This is a genomic window from Shewanella sp. VK101 (assembly GCF_056497865.1).
This window is the reverse complement of sequence record NZ_CM151402.1, coordinates 3,585,878-3,602,517: the sequence shown is the minus strand read 5'-3', so window position 1 is coordinate 3,602,517 and position 16,640 is coordinate 3,585,878. Positions and strand designations below refer to the sequence as shown.

Genomic DNA, 16,640 nt, shown 5'->3' with positions numbered 1-16,640 from the left:
TCAGTCACTCCCTCATTGGATGGCTGCGACTGTGATATGTGGCTTAAGCCACGAGTCGAAAAGAGAGCATAAATATGATAACTGACTCATTATTAAAGAGTAATGGCCGCGGGCGCCAGCCTAAAAAACTGCTTAATCACTACAGCGCCTGGAAATATCTGGTACTGGTAGTCACCCTGGTGGTGATGGCGCTGAGCGCCTTGCCGACTTGGTATGGTGAAGATGCCGCGGTGCAAATATCCCCCAAGGCTGGACTGGACTTATCTCCGACCCAGATAGTTTCTGAACTGGCCAAGGCCGATATTCAAGTCAAGCGCCTGGACAGCAAAGATCAGCAAACCCTGATTATTCTCAATGACGAAGGCCAACAGACTTTGGCCAAATCCTTGCTGGCCGGTCGTGCCAAAGATCCCGCTGAACTCACTCTGGCTTTGAGCCCGGCGGCGCCCGAGTGGTTGCTCGGCATGGGGTTTGAACCCATTAAGTTGGGGCTGGACCTTCGTGGCGGGGTGCAATTCTTGTTGGATGTGGATATTACCCCTGTGTATCAAACCCAGGGAAGTTCACTGGCCGATGCCCTGCGTGCCTTTGCCAGAGAGCAAGGGATCCGAGGCTTGAGTGTGCGTCAGGGCGCTGAAGAGCAACTGACAGTGGTTATGCCAGAGGCGGCTCGCGCCGAGGTGCGGCAGTTTATGGCCAGGCAATACCCACTCTGGCAGGTGAGCGGCAATAACAGTCAGCTCAAGGCGGCGCTGACTGAGGCTGAGAAAATCAACCTGCGTAACCTGACAGTGCAGCAAAACCTGCAGATCATGCGTACCCGTATCGAAGAGTTGGGGATCACCGAAGCGCTGGTGCAGCGTCAGGGCGAGAGTCGCATCCGTATCGAGCTGCCCGGTGTTCAAGACCCGGCTGCCGCCAAGAGCGTGATAGGGGCAACTGCGACTCTGGCCTTCTATGAAGTCAAGGACAGTGCCACCGGCGCCATGTTGATTAAGGACAAGTCCGGCAATCCTGTACCCGTGGCGCGCAAACCTGTGCTGACCGGCGAGCATATTGTCGATGCCCGTGCCGGCATAGGTGAAATGGGTACTGCCGAGGTCAATATTACCCTGGACAGTGAAGGCGGCCGCCGTATGACCGACTTCTCCCGAGGCCATATCGGCAAACCTATGGCCACGGCATACAGTGAGTACAGCCGCGATGCCAACGGCAAGGCAGTACAAAGCAATGAAATTATCAGTGTCGCCACCATTCAGTCTGTGCTGCCGGAGCGTTTTCGGATAACCGGCGCCGGTAGTTATCAGGATGCGCAGCAACTGGCTCTTTTGCTGCGGGCCGGTTCTATGACTGCGCCTGTCACCATAGTTGAAGAGCGCACCATAGGCCCGACGCTGGGAGCAGAGAATATTCACAATGGCTTTGCCGCCCTGGCGCTCGGCATGGGGATCACCCTGGTGTTTATGGCGCTTTGGTATCGCAGGCTTGGCTGGGTCGCCAACCTGGCGTTGCTGGCTAACATGGTGTTGCTGTTTGGCTTGCTGGCTTTGATCCCAGGTGCGGTACTGACTCTCCCCGGGATTGCCGGTTTGGTGCTGACAGTGGGAATGGCGGTGGATACCAATGTGCTGATTTTCGAGCGGATCCGCGACAAGCTTCGTGAGGGGAGGGCATTGGCGCACGCCATTGACAAGGGCTTTGACAGCGCCTTCTCCACCATTTTCGATGCCAACTTCACCACTATGATCACTGCTGTAGTGCTCTACGCCATAGGTAATGGTCCTATTCAGGGGTTTGCGCTGACGCTGGGGCTGGGGTTGTTGACCAGTATGTTCACCGGGATTTTTGCCTCAAGGGCGATTATCAATCTGGTTTATGGTAAGAACTTCAGCCGCGATGTGAGGGTTTAATATTATGATTAATATGAAAAATGCAACCAAGTGGCGTTATTTCAGCAGCGCGATTTCCGTGTTTTTGATGATAGTGTCCATCAGTGTGATTGCCGTCAAGGGGCTCAACTGGGGGCTGGATTTTACCGGCGGCGTGGTCAGTGAAATCCGTATCGACAGCTCAATCAGCTCCAAATCGCTGCAACCTGTGTTGCAGCAGGCCTATGGCCAGGAAGTCAGCCTGATTGCTGCCGGTGAGCCGGGACGCTGGGTGCTGCGTTATGCCGCGCCAAGTGCCGGGCAAACCATGCCCGAACTGCCGGAGGTACTGGCGGGTATGAACACTCATGTTGAAGTGCTCAATACCAGCATAGTCGGGCCTCAGGTCGGCCAGGAGTTGGCCGAGCAGGGCGGCTTGGCTTTGCTGGTGGCAATGCTGTGTATTCTGGGGTATCTCTCTTACCGCTTTGAGTGGCGTCTGGCATCCGGTGCGGTATTTGCTCTGGTGCATGATGTTATCTTTGTGCTGGCTTTTTTCGCCGCCACTCAGATGGAGTTCAACCTGACGGTGCTGGCGGCTGTGTTGGCCATTTTGGGATATTCGCTCAACGATTCCATCATTATTGCCGACAGGATCCGCGAATTGCTGGCTGCCAAACCCAAGTTGGCGGTAAAAGACATCAATAACCAGGCGATTGCGGCCACTTTTGCCCGAACCATGGTGACATCCGGTACTACCCTGATGACTATTTCAGCACTGTGGATCATGGGCGGAGGCCCCTTGGAAGGATTTTCCATCGCCATGTTTATCGGGGTGTTGACCGGTACTTTCTCATCTATATCGGTTGGTACTTCACTGCCGGAATGGCTGGGACTGTCCAGTGAGCATTATCGGGTGACGCCTGTGACCCAGACACCCTGATTGAAACTCGTCAATTAATACTGATTTAATCCGCCGGCGCCACAATGTGTGCGCCGATGGGATTATGGCAACAAAAAAGCCACCGGTTAAGGTGGCTTTTTTGTGGGGAAAGGGCTTATCTGGCCTTGGGCAGAGCGATTTTCATCTCTTCGGATTGACGGAAGAGCACCAAAACATGGCCGATCAGCTGCACCTTGGTTGCCTGGGTTTCACGGACAATGGCATCAACGATAGCGGCTTTCAGTTCTCTGTCTTCAGAGGCGACTTTAACTTTAATCAGCTCATGGTGAGAGAGCGCATTATCAATTTCAGCCAGTACCCCTTCAGTCAGGCCATTGGCACCAAGCAGCACTACCGGCTTGAGGCTGTGTGCCAGGCCCTTGAGATGCTGTTTCTGTTTGGTTGTTAAGTTCATTTCTACCAACTTTTGCTGAGTTACTGTTGAAAAGCCGCTATTCTACCCTCATATAGCCCTTGTGTAACTCTCATTTGTTGCGGATTTTGAATGTCAGGTAAGAAACGTACGGCCAGTTCCACCCGTTGGATGCAGGAACACTTTGATGATCACTATGTCAAATTGGCACAAAAACGGGGGCTGCGTTCGCGGGCCGCGTTCAAGTTAGAGGAGCTGCAACAAAAAGATCAGCTGATTAAACCCGGGATGACAGTGGTCGACCTGGGGGCGGCTCCCGGAGGTTGGTCTCAGGTGGCGGCCAAGTTGGTCGGTGAAAGAGGTAAAGTGGTTGCCTGTGATATTTTACCGATGGACCCAATCGTTGGTGTCGATTTCCTTCAAGGAGACTTCCGTGAGGAAAAAGTCCTTGAGGCCTTGCTGACCCGGGTTGGGGAAGATAAGGTTGACTTGGTGCTCTCGGATATGGCGCCCAATATGAGTGGTTCAGATGGTGTGGATCAGCCCAGAGCCATGTATTTAGTGGAGTTGGCGTTGGATATGTGTCATCAGGTGTTGGCAGCCAATGGTAGTTTTGCTGTTAAAGTCTTTCAGGGGGAGGGCTTTGACGAGTATATGAAAGCAGTCAGACAAGCGTTCAAGACTGTAAAAACCCGTAAGCCGGATTCCTCCAGGCCACGTTCTCGCGAGGTCTATCTGGTAGCGACAGGGTACAAGTTGTAGTACCCTGATTGAAGTAAATCTCAAGACTTTGTGAGGTTCAGTAATTGAGTGACATGGCAAAAAATTTGATTCTCTGGGTGGTCATCGCCGTGGTGCTGATGTCCGTGTTCCAGGGTTACTCCCCCTCTTCTTCGTCAGCGCAGAAGATGGATTATTCGACTTTCCTGGACGATGTTCGTAGCGGCCAAGTCAGTAACGTTGAAGTGAAAAGCGACCAACGTACGATTGAAGGCGTCAAAAAGTCCGGTGAAAAGTTCACCACCATTATGCCCTTGTATGACCAGGATCTGATCAATGACCTGGATCGTAAAGGCATCCGCATGAAAGGGCAGGAAGCCGAAGAGTCAGGTTTCCTGACACAGATCTTTATCTCCTGGTTCCCCATGTTGCTGCTTATTGGGGTGTGGATCTTCTTTATGCGACAGATGCAGGGCGGTGGCGGTAAAGGCGCCATGTCCTTTGGCAAGAGTAAAGCCAAGCTGATGAGCGAAGATCAGATTAAGACCACCTTTGCCGATGTGGCCGGTTGTGACGAGGCCAAGGAAGAGGTGAAGGAGATGGTGGATTATCTGCGTGATCCCACCAAATTCCAGAAACTCGGTGGCCGTATTCCTACCGGTGTCTTGATGGTTGGTCCTCCAGGTACAGGTAAAACCTTGCTTGCCAAGGCGATTGCCGGTGAAGCAAAGGTGCCTTTCTTTACCATCTCAGGTTCTGACTTTGTGGAAATGTTTGTCGGTGTCGGTGCCTCCCGGGTACGTGACATGTTCGAGCAGGCCAAAAAGTCGGCTCCATGCATCATCTTTATCGATGAAATCGATGCCGTGGGCCGTCAGCGCGGTGCCGGGCTCGGTGGTGGTCACGACGAGCGTGAGCAAACATTGAACCAGATGCTGGTGGAAATGGATGGCTTTGAAGGTAATGAAGGTATTATCGTTATTGCCGCAACCAACCGCCCAGACGTGTTGGATGCGGCGCTGCTGCGTCCCGGCCGTTTCGACCGCCAGGTTGTAGTGGGGCTGCCGGATGTTCGTGGCCGTGAGCAAATTCTTAAAGTGCACATGCGTAAAGTGCCTTTGGGTGACGATGTTAAAGCCAGTGTGATTGCCCGTGGTACGCCTGGGTTCTCAGGTGCGGATCTTGCCAACCTGGTTAACGAGGCTGCACTGTTTGCCGCCCGCGGTAATCGCCGTGTGGTGACCATGGAAGAGTTTGAGAGTGCCAAAGACAAGATCATGATGGGTGCCGAGCGCCGCTCCATGGTGATGTCTGAGTCCGAGAAAGAGATGACGGCTTACCACGAAGCCGGTCACGCGATTGTGGGCTATCTGGTGCCTGAGCACGACCCTGTGCATAAGGTAACCATTATCCCTCGAGGCCGGGCCTTGGGTGTGACCTTCTTCCTGCCGGAAGCCGATGCCATCAGTGAGAGCCGCCAGAAGCTGGAGAGTAAGATCTCTGTGGCCTACGGTGGTCGACTGGCCGAAGAGATTATCTTTGGCACTGAAAAAGTCTCTACCGGTGCATCTCAGGACATTAAATATGCTACGGCCATTGCCCGTAACATGGTGACCCAGTGGGGCTTCTCCGAGAAACTCGGTCCGCTGCTGTATGCAGAGGAAGAGGGTGAAGTATTCCTGGGCCGCTCCATGGCCAAGTCCAAGCATATGTCTGATGAGACTGCGGCCATCATAGACTCTGAAATCAAGGCCATCATTGACCGCAACTACCAGCGTGCCAAGCAACTGCTGGATGAGAATATGGACGTTCTGCACGCGATGAAAGATGCGTTGATGAAGTATGAGACCATAGACTCGCGCCAGATAGAGGACCTGATGGAGCGCCGCGAAGTGCGTCCTCCGGTCGATTGGCAGCTGGACGACAATGGCTCTTCCAATGGCAATAATGGCAGTAAAGGTGCCAAGCCAGAAGAGGCTGAAGTTGAAGAGCATGAGCCGAGTGATACTACTGCAGATTTGGGCAAACCCGGCGAGAGCCCGCTGAAATAAGCCTACTCTGAGGTAAAAGAAAACCCCGTAAGGGGTTTTCTTGTTTCTGCCTAAAGGCACAATAATAAATCCAATAAAGATGTTCTCGCGCTTGACGCGTAAGGGAGTAAAGAGTGTTTGAATTGAAGTCCGGTGCTCACCAACTATTACTCGATGAGCCCAAGGTAATGGGGATCCTCAATGTAACCCCGGATTCGTTTTCCGATGGCGGCCGTTTTTCTTCCTTTGAACTGGCCTGCCGTCACGCCGACCAAATGGTGGCCGATGGCGCCGTGTTTATTGATATCGGCGGCGAGTCCACCCGGCCCGGGGCTGCCGATGTCAGCGTCGATGAGGAGCGTTCCCGGGTTGTTCCCCTGGTGGAGTATATTGTCGCCAAGTATCCCCAGATCTGGATCTCTTTGGATACCAGTAAAGCCGAAGTGATGCGCGCCGGTATCAATGCCGGCGCTCACCTTATCAATGATGTGCGGGCCTTGCAGGAGCCCGGCGCCCTGCAAGCCGCTGCTGAACTGCAGGTGCCTGTGTGCCTGATGCATATGCAGGGGCAACCCAGAACCATGCAGAATGCGCCCCACTATGAGGATCTGCTTGCCGAGGTGAATGACTTCTTTGCCAAGCGCATTGAGGCCTGTATTGATGCGGGGATCGCCAGAGAGGCAATATTGCTGGATCCGGGTTTTGGATTTGGCAAGACGCTGGAACACAATTATCATCTGCTGGCTCATTTGCAGGAGCTGGCAAAATTTGATCTGCCTTTACTTATCGGACTGTCGCGAAAGAGTATGATAGGAAATCTGCTTGAGCGCAGTGTCGACAACAGATTGGCAGGTAGCCTGGCAGGCGCCATGTTGGCAGCTCAGCGGGGCGCACATATTATTCGGGTACATGATGTCGCAGAGACCAGCGATGTACTCAAGGTCATGGCAGCAACCAAGCAGTTTGGATAAAGACAGCGCCGTGACTTCATAGGTTTCAGGCCGGTGGGTCAGCCGGTATTAGGTTTACAGTATATAGAATAACCATTCAAAGATGGTTCTCAATAGGAGTGAGCGTGAGAAAGTTTTTTGGTACGGACGGGATCCGCGGCAAGGTTGGAGCGGGCAAGATGACTCCGGAGCTGGCACTTAAGCTTGGCTGGGCTGCTGGTAGGGTCTTGTCCCGCAGTGGTACCCGTAAAGTGATTATAGGCAAAGATACCCGGATCTCAGGTTATCTGTTCGAGTCGGCGTTGGAAGCCGGCTTGTCTGCCGCCGGACTCAATGTGATGTTAATGGGGCCCATGCCGACGCCGGCCGTCGCCTACCTGACCCGAACATTCCGCGCCGAGGCGGGGGTCGTTATCAGTGCATCTCACAATCCCTACTATGACAACGGTATTAAGTTTTTCTCCACAGATGGCAGCAAGCTGGATGACGAACTGGAACTGGAGATAGAAGCCGAGCTAGAAAAACCTCTGGTTTGTGTCGAGTCGCACCTGCTGGGGAAAGTCTCCCGTATCGATGATGCCGCCGGTCGTTATATCGAATATTGCAAAGGTAACTTCCCGGCGGATCAAACCCTCGCCGGGCTCAAGATAGTGGTGGATTGTGCTCATGGCGCTACCTATCACATCGCCCCCAATGTGTTCCGCGAACTGGGCGCAGAGGTAGTGACCATAGGGGATAAGCCCAATGGCATCAACATCAATGATCAGGTTGGTGCGACCTCCATGGCCAAGATTTGTGAGACCGTGGTCAGCGAAGGCGCCGATCTGGGTATCGCGCTCGATGGCGACGGCGACCGTATCATGATGGTCAATCGACAAGGTGAAGTGATAGACGGCGATCAGATCCTCTATATTCTTGCCTGCGACGCCCAAAAGCGCGGCATTCTCAAAGGCGGGGTTGTCGGTACCTTGATGTCCAATCTTGGACTCGAATTGGCGCTCAAACAGCTCAATATCCCCTTTGCCCGTTCCAAAGTCGGCGACCGCTATGTAATGGAACTGCTGAAAGAGAAAGATTGGCGTATAGGGGGGGAGAACTCAGGCCATATCCTCAATCTGGATCATGGCACTACGGGTGATGGTATAGTGGCAGGTATTCTGGTGCTGGCGGCAATGCGCCGTCACAACGCCTCGCTGGAAGAGTTGACTGAATCTATGAAGATGTTGCCTCAGGTCCTTATTAATGTTCGCTTTGAAGGCAACTCAGATCCGCTGGCATCACAACTGGTGAAAGACGCCCAGGCTCAGGTTGAGTCGCAACTTGGTGAGCGCGGCAGGGTACTGCTGCGTAAATCCGGTACTGAGCCTTTGATCCGGGTGATGGTGGAAGGGGACGATGAAGCCCAGGTGCGCGCCCATGCCGAAACCATAGCCACCGCAGTCAAACAAGCGGTCTAAACTGGCCTTTTTTAGCTTAATCAAAGTAAAATTAATGACTTAAGCTGGAATTGTGAGCGATTTACTGAGTGCGAGCGCAAAAAGTAGCCGAACACACAGTAAATCGCAAAAATTCCGTAATCAGGTATTGTAAGTTAATAAGTGGTTCGCTATTATTCACGCCGCTTTCAGAGGAGATGGTGATGGCACTCAGACGTCCAATGGTAGCAGGCAACTGGAAAATGAATGGCAGCGCGCAGTTGGCGCAAGAGTTGTTCAAGAAGTTTGCCACCAAGCTACATAATGATTCTGTTGAAGTGGTTTTATGCCCACCAGCAATTTACCTGGAAAGCGTAAGGCAACTGCTCGAAACTAACAGGGAAACCCTGAACGGTTCTCTGGTTAGAATGGGGGCTCAAAACCTGAGTCAGCACGATTTTGGTGCCTATACAGGTGAAACCTCAGGGCGGATGCTGAAAGATGCCGGCTGTCGTTATGTGATAATCGGTCACTCGGAACGCCGCCGTATGTACGGTGAGACGAGTAATATAGTGGCAGAGAAATTTGCCGCAGCTCAAAAGCACGGTTTGACCCCGATACTTTGTGTCGGTGAATCGGGCCCGGCTCGTGAAGCAAGACGTACCTTCGAGGTGCTTGCCGAGGAGTTGGATGTGGTAATCGAAAAAAACGGTACCATGGCTTTTGATAATGCGATCATCGCCTATGAACCCCTTTGGGCTGTAGGGACAGGAAAGAGCGCAACACCGGAGCAGGCACAAGAAGTTCACGCGTTTATACGCAATCGCCTCTCTGAAGTGTCCCCTTATATCGGGGAAAACATCAGGATCTTGTACGGCGGCAGTGTCACACCGAGTAATGCTGCAGATTTATTCGCCCAACCTGATGTGGATGGTGGACTGATAGGCGGTGCTAGCTTAAACTCTACCGAATTCTTGAGTTTATGTACGATAGCAATGAGCGCTTAATATGAAAGAAGTACTGATGGTTATATACTTGTTGGTAGCTTTGGGTCTGGTTGGACTCATCCTTATCCAGCAAGGCAAAGGGGCTGACATGGGCGCATCTTTTGGTGCCGGTGCTTCAGGAACCCTGTTCGGTTCAGCAGGTTCAGGTAACTTTCTGACCCGAACAACGGCGATTCTCGCTATCGCGTTTTTCACTCTCAGCCTGGTTATCGGCAACATGAGTGCACATCACGTGAAGCAGGAAACCAACATTATGGGGCCTGACGTAGAACAGCCCCAACAGTCTGAGACCAAAATTCCAGACTAATACCGAATATGCCGAGGTGGTGAAATTGGTAGACGCGCAGCCTTGAGGTGGCTGTGACCTAACGGTCGTGCGGGTTCAAGTCCCGCTCTCGGCACCAATATTTAACTGAGAAATGGATGTGAAATTTTCCTCAGTTATTGCAAGTAAAAGCTGAAATCAGTAAACTTGCAGCAGTTGACGCGGGGTGGAGCAGCTTGGTAGCTCGTCGGGCTCATAACCCGAAGGTCGTCGGTTCAAATCCGGCCCCCGCAACCAGCTCCCAGTGATGAATTGCGCTACTCTACAATTCATCCTGTTTACAGGTTCTTGAAGATAATGACCTCGTGATTACGGGGTTTTTTGTTATCTGGGACTTTTAAATTTGCTGCCTTTTACGGCAGCTCAATACTGGGGCTATTAATAGCCCTTTTTTGTTTTTCGGGGGTTACCTTGGCAACATTAGAATCCAGACTCACAGAAATGCTTACTCCAGCAGTGGAAGGCTTAGGCTACCAGCTCTGGGGTATTGAATTTGTTAAGGCCGGCAAGCATTCAACCTTGCGGCTATTTATTGACAGTGAGAACGGCATTAATATTGAAGACTGTGCCAATGCCAGTCGTCAGGCGAGCGCCATTCTGGATGTCGAGGACCCTATCACTTCCGAATACACTCTGGAAGTCTCCTCTCCCGGTCTCGACAGGCCGCTGTTCACCTCTGAGCAATATGGTATGTACCTTGGAGAGGAAGCAAAGATTCAACTGACTATGCCGGTAGCGGGTAGTCGTAACTTAAAAGGTACCATCACTAAGGTGGAAGGGCAGATGCTCACTCTGACAGTGGATGGAAAAGACTTGATTATTGCCTTGGATAACATCCGTAAAGGCAACCTGATCGCTAAGTTTTGATGGTTTCAAGGTGAACGAGGCAAGACGATGAATAAAGATATTTTGCTGGTCGCTGAAGCGGTTTCCAACGAAAAGGCTGTACCGCGCGAAAAGATTTTCGAGGCGCTCGAAATTGCGCTGGCTACCGCAACCAAGAAAAAGTATGAAGGCGATATCGATGTTCGTGTTGCCATAGATCGCAAAACCGGCGACTACGAGACTTTTCGCCGCTGGTTGGTGGTTGATGATAACGGTGAAGCGTTGGAAAACCCTTACCGTGAAATCACTCTGGAAGCGGCTCGTTATGAGAACCCGGAGATCCAGCCTGGCGAGTTCATTGAGGATGAAATTGATTCGGTACAATTTGACCGTATCACCACTCAAACCGCCAAGCAGGTGATAGTACAGAAAGTCCGTGAAGCCGAGCGCGCCCAAATCGTCGAGCAGTTTATCGACAAAGAAGGTGATTTGGTTACCGGTGTGGTCAAAAAGAGCAACCGCGACAGCGTAGTGGTTGACCTCGGCAACAACGCCGATGGCGTGCTGTTCAAAGAAGATCTGATCTCCCGTGAGACTTTCCGTCCGGGTGACCGTGTACGTTCTCTGTTGTATGCAGTGCGTCCCGAGGCCCGTGGTGCTCAGTTGTTCCTGACTCGCACCAAGCCAGAGATGCTGATCGAACTGTTCCGTGTTGAAGTACCGGAAATTGCCGATGAGATGATCGAAGTGATGGGCGCTGCCCGTGACCCAGGTTCACGGGCCAAGATCGCCGTGAAATCAAATGATCGTCGTATCGACCCTATCGGTGCCTGCGTAGGTATGCGTGGAGCCCGGGTACAGGCCGTATCCAATGAGCTCGGTGGTGAGCGTGTTGACATAGTGCTTTGGGACGATAACCCTGCACAATTTGTTATCAACGCCATGGCACCGGCCGATGTGGCCTCAATTATTGTTGACGAAGATAACCACTCAATGGATATCGCCGTCGAAGCCGATAGTCTGGCACAAGCTATCGGCCGCAATGGTCAAAACGTTCGTTTGGCGACACAGCTGACCGGCTGGGTACTGAACGTGATGACAGTGGAAGACATGAACAAGAAACATCAGGCCGAAAGCGCCAAAGTGATGGAGCTGTTCATGGGTGCGTTGGATGTGGACGAAGATTTCGCCCAGGTGCTGGCCGACGAAGGATTCACCTCTCTGGAAGAGGTGGCTTATGTTCCTGTTTCCGAGCTGTTGGCCATCGAAGGATTTGATGAAGACATAGTTGCCGCATTGCGTGAGCGCGCCAAGGCTGCCTTGTCTACCCGTGCACTGGCATCCGAAGAAGCACTGGATGGTGCCGAACCGAGTGAAGAGTTGTTGTCCATGCCTGGAATGGAGCGCCACCTGGCCTACGTTCTGGCAAGTATGGGTGTGATAACTCTGGAAGATTTAGCCGAGCAAGGCATTGACGATTTGATCGAAATTGAAGAATTGACAGAAGAAAAAGCAGGTGAGCTCATCATGGCAGCCCGCAACATCTGTTGGTTTGGCGAAGAAGCATAGTCGATCAACAGGGGGATTTAACTGATGGCAGAGACAACAGTAGAGAAACTGTCCACTGAAGTGGGAAAAAGCGTAGAGCGATTGATCGAGCAGTTTTCCAAGGCCGGTATCAAGAAAGGCAAGAATGACAGCGTCACCGAGGCCGAGAAACAGCAACTGCTGGACTACCTGAAAAAGCAACATGGTGCGGACAGTGCGCCCACCAAGATGACATTACAGCGTAAAACCGTATCGACTCTGAGTGTCGCCGGCAGCGGTGGCCAGTCCAAAGACGTCAAAGTCGAAGTTCGCAAGAAGCGCACCTTTGTGAAGCGTGACCCGGCCGAATTGGCCCGTCAGGCGGAAGAGCAGGCCCGCGCAGAAGCCGAAGCCAAAGCTCAGGCGGAAGCTGAAGCGAAAGCCAAGGCCGAAGCTGAAGCCAAGGCCAAGGTAGAAGCCGAAGCGAAAGCCAAGGCGGAAGCTGAAGCCAAGGCCAAGGCTAAAGTGGCTCAGGATGCAGGCAAAGCCAAGGAAGAGGTTAAGGCCGATCCCAAGACCAGCGCCGAGCAGGAAGCCGCTCGTGTTGAAGCCGAGCGTTTGAAAGCGGCTCAAGCTGAAGCTGTTAAGCGCAAGGCCGATGAAGAAGCCGCCCGTGCGGCAGCCGAAGCCCGTCGCTTGGCTGAAGAGAATGAAAAGCGCTGGGCCGAAGAAGAGCGTCAGCGTCTTGAGGCCGAGAAGCGCAGCGATCACCATATTACCACCTCTAAAGTGGCTCGCGCCGCCGAAGACACCAGCGATATGGATGAGGAGAAGCGTGGTCGTCGTTCACGTCACAAGAGTGCTGGTAAGAAGCGTACCAAGGACTCCCGTGACGGTCGCGAGCGCAATATCCGTAACCGTGCGCCTCAAGCCATGAACCATGGCTTCAACAAGCCGGTTGCCGCAGTCAACCGCGATGTACGCATAGGTGAAACCATTACTGTGGCCGAACTGGCCCAGAAGATGGCCATCAAAGCCACTGAAATCATCAAGACCATGATGAAGATGGGCTCTATGGTGACCATTAACCAGGTACTGGATCAGGAAACTGCCCAACTGGTTGCCGAGGAGATGGGCCACAAGGTTGTGCTTATCCGTGAAAACGAGCTGGAGCATCAAGTTCTGGCCGACCGTGACGGTGAAGATGTCAAACTGGAGCCTCGTGCGCCGGTTGTGACCATCATGGGTCACGTTGACCACGGTAAGACTTCGCTGCTTGACTATATCCGTCGCACCAAGGTTGCGGCCGGTGAGGCAGGTGGTATTACCCAGCATATCGGTGCCTACCATGTAGAAACCGACAACGGCATGATCACCTTCTTGGATACTCCTGGCCACGCCGCGTTTACCGCCATGCGTGCCCGTGGTGCCAAGGCTACTGATATCGTGGTTCTGGTAGTGGCTGCCGATGACGGCGTAATGCCTCAGACCATTGAAGCTATCCAGCATGCCAAGGCCGGTGGTGTACCGCTGATCGTGGCGGTGAACAAGATGGATAAGCCTGAAGCCGATGTTGATCGCGTCAAGAGTGAACTGTCTCAGCACGGCGTGATGTCGGAAGAGTGGGGCGGCGACAACATGTTTGTGTTCGTATCTGCCAAGACAGGTATGGGCGTAGACGAGCTGCTGGAAGGTATCTTGCTGCAAGCTGAAATCCTCGAGCTCAAGGCAGTACGTGACGGCATGGCCGCCGGTGTGGTTGTTGAGTCTCAGCTGGACAAGGGCCGTGGTCCTGTTGCTACCATCCTGGTTCAGGAAGGTACTCTGCGTCAGGGCGATATCGTTCTGTGTGGTCTGGAGTACGGTAAGATCCGTGCCATGAAGGATGAAAACGGCAAGAACATCACTGAAGCCGGTCCGTCGATTCCGGTTGAAATCCTGGGTCTGTCCGGGGTGCCTTCTGCCGGTGACGAAGCGACAGTTGTTCGTGACGAGCGTAAGGCCCGTGAAGTTGCCCTGTATCGTCAGGGTAAGTTCCGCGATATCAAGCTGGCGCGTCAGCAGAAGTCCAAGCTGGAAAACATGTTTGCCAACATGACCGAAGGCGAAGTGAAAGAGCTGAATATCGTGCTCAAGTCCGACGTACAGGGTTCTTTGGAAGCCATCGTCGACTCGCTGACCCGTCTGTCTACCGAAGAAGTGAAAGTGAACATCATCGCCAGTGGCGTGGGTGCACTGACCGAGACAGATGCGACTCTGGCAGCGGCGTCCAACGCCATCATGGTGGGCTTCAACGTCCGTGCTGACGCTCAGGCCCGTAAGACCATCGAAAGTGAGAGTGTGGATTTGCGCTACTACAGCGTAATCTATGACCTCATCGACGAAGTCAAGTCGGCCATGAGCGGTATGCTTTCTCCTGAATTCAAGCAGGAGATCATTGGTCTGGCTGAAGTGCGCGATGTGTTCAAGTCGCCTAAACTGGGTGCAATCGCCGGTTGTATGGTGACCGAAGGTATCGTTAAGCGCAGTGCACCTATCCGGGTTCTGCGTGAGAACGTGGTTATCTATGAAGGTGAGCTTGAGTCTCTGCGTCGCTTTAAAGATGACGTTAGCGAAGTTCGCAATGGCATGGAATGTGGTATCGGCGTGAAGAACTACAATGATGTTCGCGTAGGCGACCAGATTGAGGTGTTCGAAACCGTCGAGGTTGCCCGTACCCTGTAACGACAACATCGAAAAGGGCGGCTGAGGCCGCCCTTGTTGATTTTGGGGAAGAATACTATGGCAAAAGAATTTAGTCGTACCCGGCGTATCGCACAGCAACTGCAACAGGAGCTGGCGCAGGTACTGCAGCGTGATATGAAAGATCCTCGTGTAGGCATGGTCACTGTCAATGACGTGGAAGTCTCACGGGATCTGAGTTATGCAAAGGTGTTTGTCACCTTCTTTGAAGAAGACCCTGTCAAGGTCGACGAAAAGCTGGCTGCACTCAACAAGGCAGCGCCTTATGCCCGCACCTTGGTTGCCGGCAGAATGAAACTCAGGGTGATGCCTGAGCTGAGATTTGTCTATGACAAGTCTCTGGTCGAGGGGATGAGAATGTCCAACCTGGTGACCGAGGTCATCAATCAGGACAAGGCCAAACAGCAGACCTTTGGCACCGAGTCTCAAGACAAGGATGAGGAAAACAACTGATGGCGCGTCGTCCCAAAGGCCGTTTGGTCGATGGTATCGTCCTGTTGGATAAAGACACTGGTATGAGTTCCAACTTTGCCCTGCAAAGGGTTAAGCGGATCTACAACGCCGCCAAGGCCGGCCATACCGGCGCGTTGGATCCTCTGGCGACAGGTATGCTGCCCATCTGTCTTGGCGAAGCCACCAAGTTTTCCCAGCATCTGTTGGATGCCGATAAACGCTATCTGGTGACAGCCAAGCTTGGAGAGCGCACTGATACCAGCGATTCTGACGGTGAAGTGGTACAAACCCGGCCGGTTGAGTTTTCCGTGACTCAACTGGAAGAGGCGCTGGAGCATTTTCGCGGCGATAGCATGCAGGTGCCTTCCATGTACTCGGCGCTCAAGTATCAGGGGCAGCCCTTGTACAAGTACGCCCGGGAAGGCAAGGAAGTGCCTCGCGAAGCCAGGCCTATTCATGTCTATGATCTCAAGTTCATCTCTTTGGAGAATGACGAGCTGACGCTGGATATTCACTGCTCCAAGGGCACGTACATTCGCACTATCGTAGACGACTTGGGCGAAATGCTTGGCTGCGGTGCCCATGTGATCATGTTGCGTCGCACTCAGGTGGCGGGTTATCCCTATGAGCGCATGGTTAGTCTGGCACAGCTTGAAGCCTTGCTGGAACAGGCCATGACCGAAGAGCAGGTGCCTTCCGAGCGGTTGGATCCTTTGCTGCTTCCCATGGACACTGCGGTTGCCGACCTTCCCGAGTGCAATGTTCCCGATGCCATGGCCGGATATCTGCTCAACGGTAACCCGGTGCGGGTCGCCAAGCTGGAAGCCGATACCCTGGTGCGGATCACCCTGGGTGACAGCAAGCGCTTTATCGGTGTTGGTATGATGAACGACGATGGTTTGTTGGCTCCCAAGCGTTTGGTAGTGTTGCCTGAGGCAAAAAGCTGAGCTTGACTTGCGATCTACGGCCCTTGAGGTTATTATGTCGCGCCCTTGGCTGAGTTAGTGATCGGCTGGGGAAACTATCAAGACTATTTTGGAGAGACACATGTCACTAAGTACTGAAGCGAAAGCGAAAATCCTGGCTGAATTCGGCCGTGGCGAAAACGACACTGGTTCTACTGAAGTTCAGGTTGCACTGTTGACTGCTCAGATCAACCACCTGCAAGACCACTTCAAAGAGCACACTCACGATCACCACTCACGTCGTGGTCTGCTGCGTATGGTTAGCTCTCGTCGTAAGCTGCTGGCTTACCTGAAGCGTACCGACGTTGCTCGTTATACCGCTCTGATCCAGAAGCTGGGGCTGCGTCGCTAATCGCGAACTGTACCAAAAGAAGAGGAGGCCAAGGCCTCCTTTTTTTGTATCTGCAATTGGGGGCAAACTTATTGAAATCAAGCCCTTTTCTGTGCGCTTTCGTCCTAACCTGTCTTTAAAAATTCTGCCCAGGCACTCTCTTTGA

At 52.9% G+C, this 16,640-nt stretch carries 15 protein-coding genes and 2 tRNA genes; 16 read left to right on the top strand and 1 reads right to left on the bottom strand.

Features of this window, described 5'->3' with window-relative positions:
- The first annotated feature begins 74 nt into the window (after window positions 1-74).
- The gene (gene secD / locus ACSHSR_RS16090) at window positions 75-1,910 is read left to right on the top strand and encodes a protein translocase subunit SecD (RefSeq protein WP_109248258.1); all 1,836 of its coding nucleotides are present in this window, start codon (window positions 75-77) and stop codon (window positions 1,908-1,910) included.
- A gap of 4 nt (window positions 1,911-1,914) precedes the next feature.
- The gene (gene secF, locus ACSHSR_RS16085) at window positions 1,915-2,811 is read left to right on the top strand and encodes a protein translocase subunit SecF (protein WP_373561489.1); all 897 of its coding nucleotides are present in this window, start codon (window positions 1,915-1,917) and stop codon (window positions 2,809-2,811) included.
- Window positions 2,812-2,926: 115 nt separating this feature from the next.
- Here the strand turns inward: secF and yhbY are convergent, their stop codons facing one another.
- Entirely contained in the window at window positions 2,927-3,226 is a 300-nt protein-coding gene (yhbY, locus tag ACSHSR_RS16080) for a ribosome assembly RNA-binding protein YhbY (RefSeq protein ID WP_025009926.1), read from the bottom strand.
- A gap of 90 nt (window positions 3,227-3,316) precedes the next feature.
- Here yhbY and rlmE point away from each other — a divergent pair, with 90 nt between their 5' ends.
- The 14 genes from rlmE to rpsO all read left to right on the top strand — a co-directional run bounded on the left by rlmE (window position 3,317) and on the right by rpsO (window position 16,495).
- Entirely contained in the window at window positions 3,317-3,946 is a 630-nt protein-coding gene (gene rlmE, locus ACSHSR_RS16075; RefSeq protein ID WP_044733925.1) for a 23S rRNA (uridine(2552)-2'-O)-methyltransferase RlmE, read from the top strand.
- Between the two features lie 44 nt (window positions 3,947-3,990).
- A complete protein-coding gene (gene ftsH / locus ACSHSR_RS16070; RefSeq protein ID WP_101059014.1) occupies window positions 3,991-5,955 on the top strand; it encodes an ATP-dependent zinc metalloprotease FtsH in 1,965 nt (654 codons plus the stop codon).
- Window positions 5,956-6,068: 113 nt separating this feature from the next.
- Entirely contained in the window at window positions 6,069-6,905 is an 837-nt protein-coding gene (gene folP, locus ACSHSR_RS16065) for a dihydropteroate synthase (protein ID WP_115389100.1), read from the top strand.
- A 98-nt stretch (window positions 6,906-7,003) separates the two neighbouring features.
- A complete protein-coding gene (gene glmM, locus ACSHSR_RS16060) occupies window positions 7,004-8,341 on the top strand; it encodes a phosphoglucosamine mutase (protein ID WP_144165473.1) in 1,338 nt (445 codons plus the stop codon).
- 182 nt (window positions 8,342-8,523) lie between these two features.
- Window positions 8,524-9,306, top strand: coding sequence for a triose-phosphate isomerase (tpiA, locus tag ACSHSR_RS16055; RefSeq protein WP_025009931.1), 783 nt, complete (start codon window positions 8,524-8,526; stop codon window positions 9,304-9,306).
- 1 nt (window position 9,307) lies between these two features.
- Window positions 9,308-9,613 carry a preprotein translocase subunit SecG gene (gene secG, locus ACSHSR_RS16050; RefSeq protein WP_479630933.1) on the top strand — a complete coding sequence of 102 codons (306 nt, stop codon included), beginning with the start codon at window positions 9,308-9,310 and terminating at the stop codon, window positions 9,611-9,613.
- 10 nt (window positions 9,614-9,623) lie between these two features.
- Window positions 9,624-9,710 (top strand) — tRNA-Leu (locus ACSHSR_RS16045).
- 81 nt (window positions 9,711-9,791) lie between these two features.
- Window positions 9,792-9,868, top strand: a tRNA-Met gene (locus ACSHSR_RS16040).
- Between the two features lie 174 nt (window positions 9,869-10,042).
- Complete coding sequence (gene rimP / locus ACSHSR_RS16035) at window positions 10,043-10,498, top strand: ribosome maturation factor RimP (RefSeq protein ID WP_025887922.1); 456 nt, start codon at window positions 10,043-10,045, stop codon at window positions 10,496-10,498.
- A 27-nt stretch (window positions 10,499-10,525) separates the two neighbouring features.
- Window positions 10,526-12,025: a transcription termination factor NusA gene (nusA, locus tag ACSHSR_RS16030; protein WP_028780659.1), complete on the top strand. Its 1,500-nt coding sequence runs from the start codon at window positions 10,526-10,528 to the stop codon at window positions 12,023-12,025.
- Between the two features lie 24 nt (window positions 12,026-12,049).
- Complete coding sequence (gene infB, locus ACSHSR_RS16025; RefSeq protein WP_335920801.1) at window positions 12,050-14,707, top strand: translation initiation factor IF-2; 2,658 nt, start codon at window positions 12,050-12,052, stop codon at window positions 14,705-14,707.
- Between the two features lie 57 nt (window positions 14,708-14,764).
- Window positions 14,765-15,178, top strand: coding sequence for a 30S ribosome-binding factor RbfA (gene rbfA, locus ACSHSR_RS16020; RefSeq protein WP_025009934.1), 414 nt, complete (start codon window positions 14,765-14,767; stop codon window positions 15,176-15,178).
- Entirely contained in the window at window positions 15,178-16,125 is a 948-nt protein-coding gene (gene truB, locus ACSHSR_RS16015; protein WP_479630932.1) for a tRNA pseudouridine(55) synthase TruB, read from the top strand. The genes rbfA and truB overlap by 1 nt, the downstream gene beginning before the upstream one ends.
- A 100-nt stretch (window positions 16,126-16,225) precedes the next feature.
- Window positions 16,226-16,495, top strand: coding sequence for a 30S ribosomal protein S15 (gene rpsO, locus ACSHSR_RS16010; RefSeq protein ID WP_025009936.1), 270 nt, complete (start codon window positions 16,226-16,228; stop codon window positions 16,493-16,495).
- Window positions 16,496-16,640: the final 145 nt, after the last annotated feature.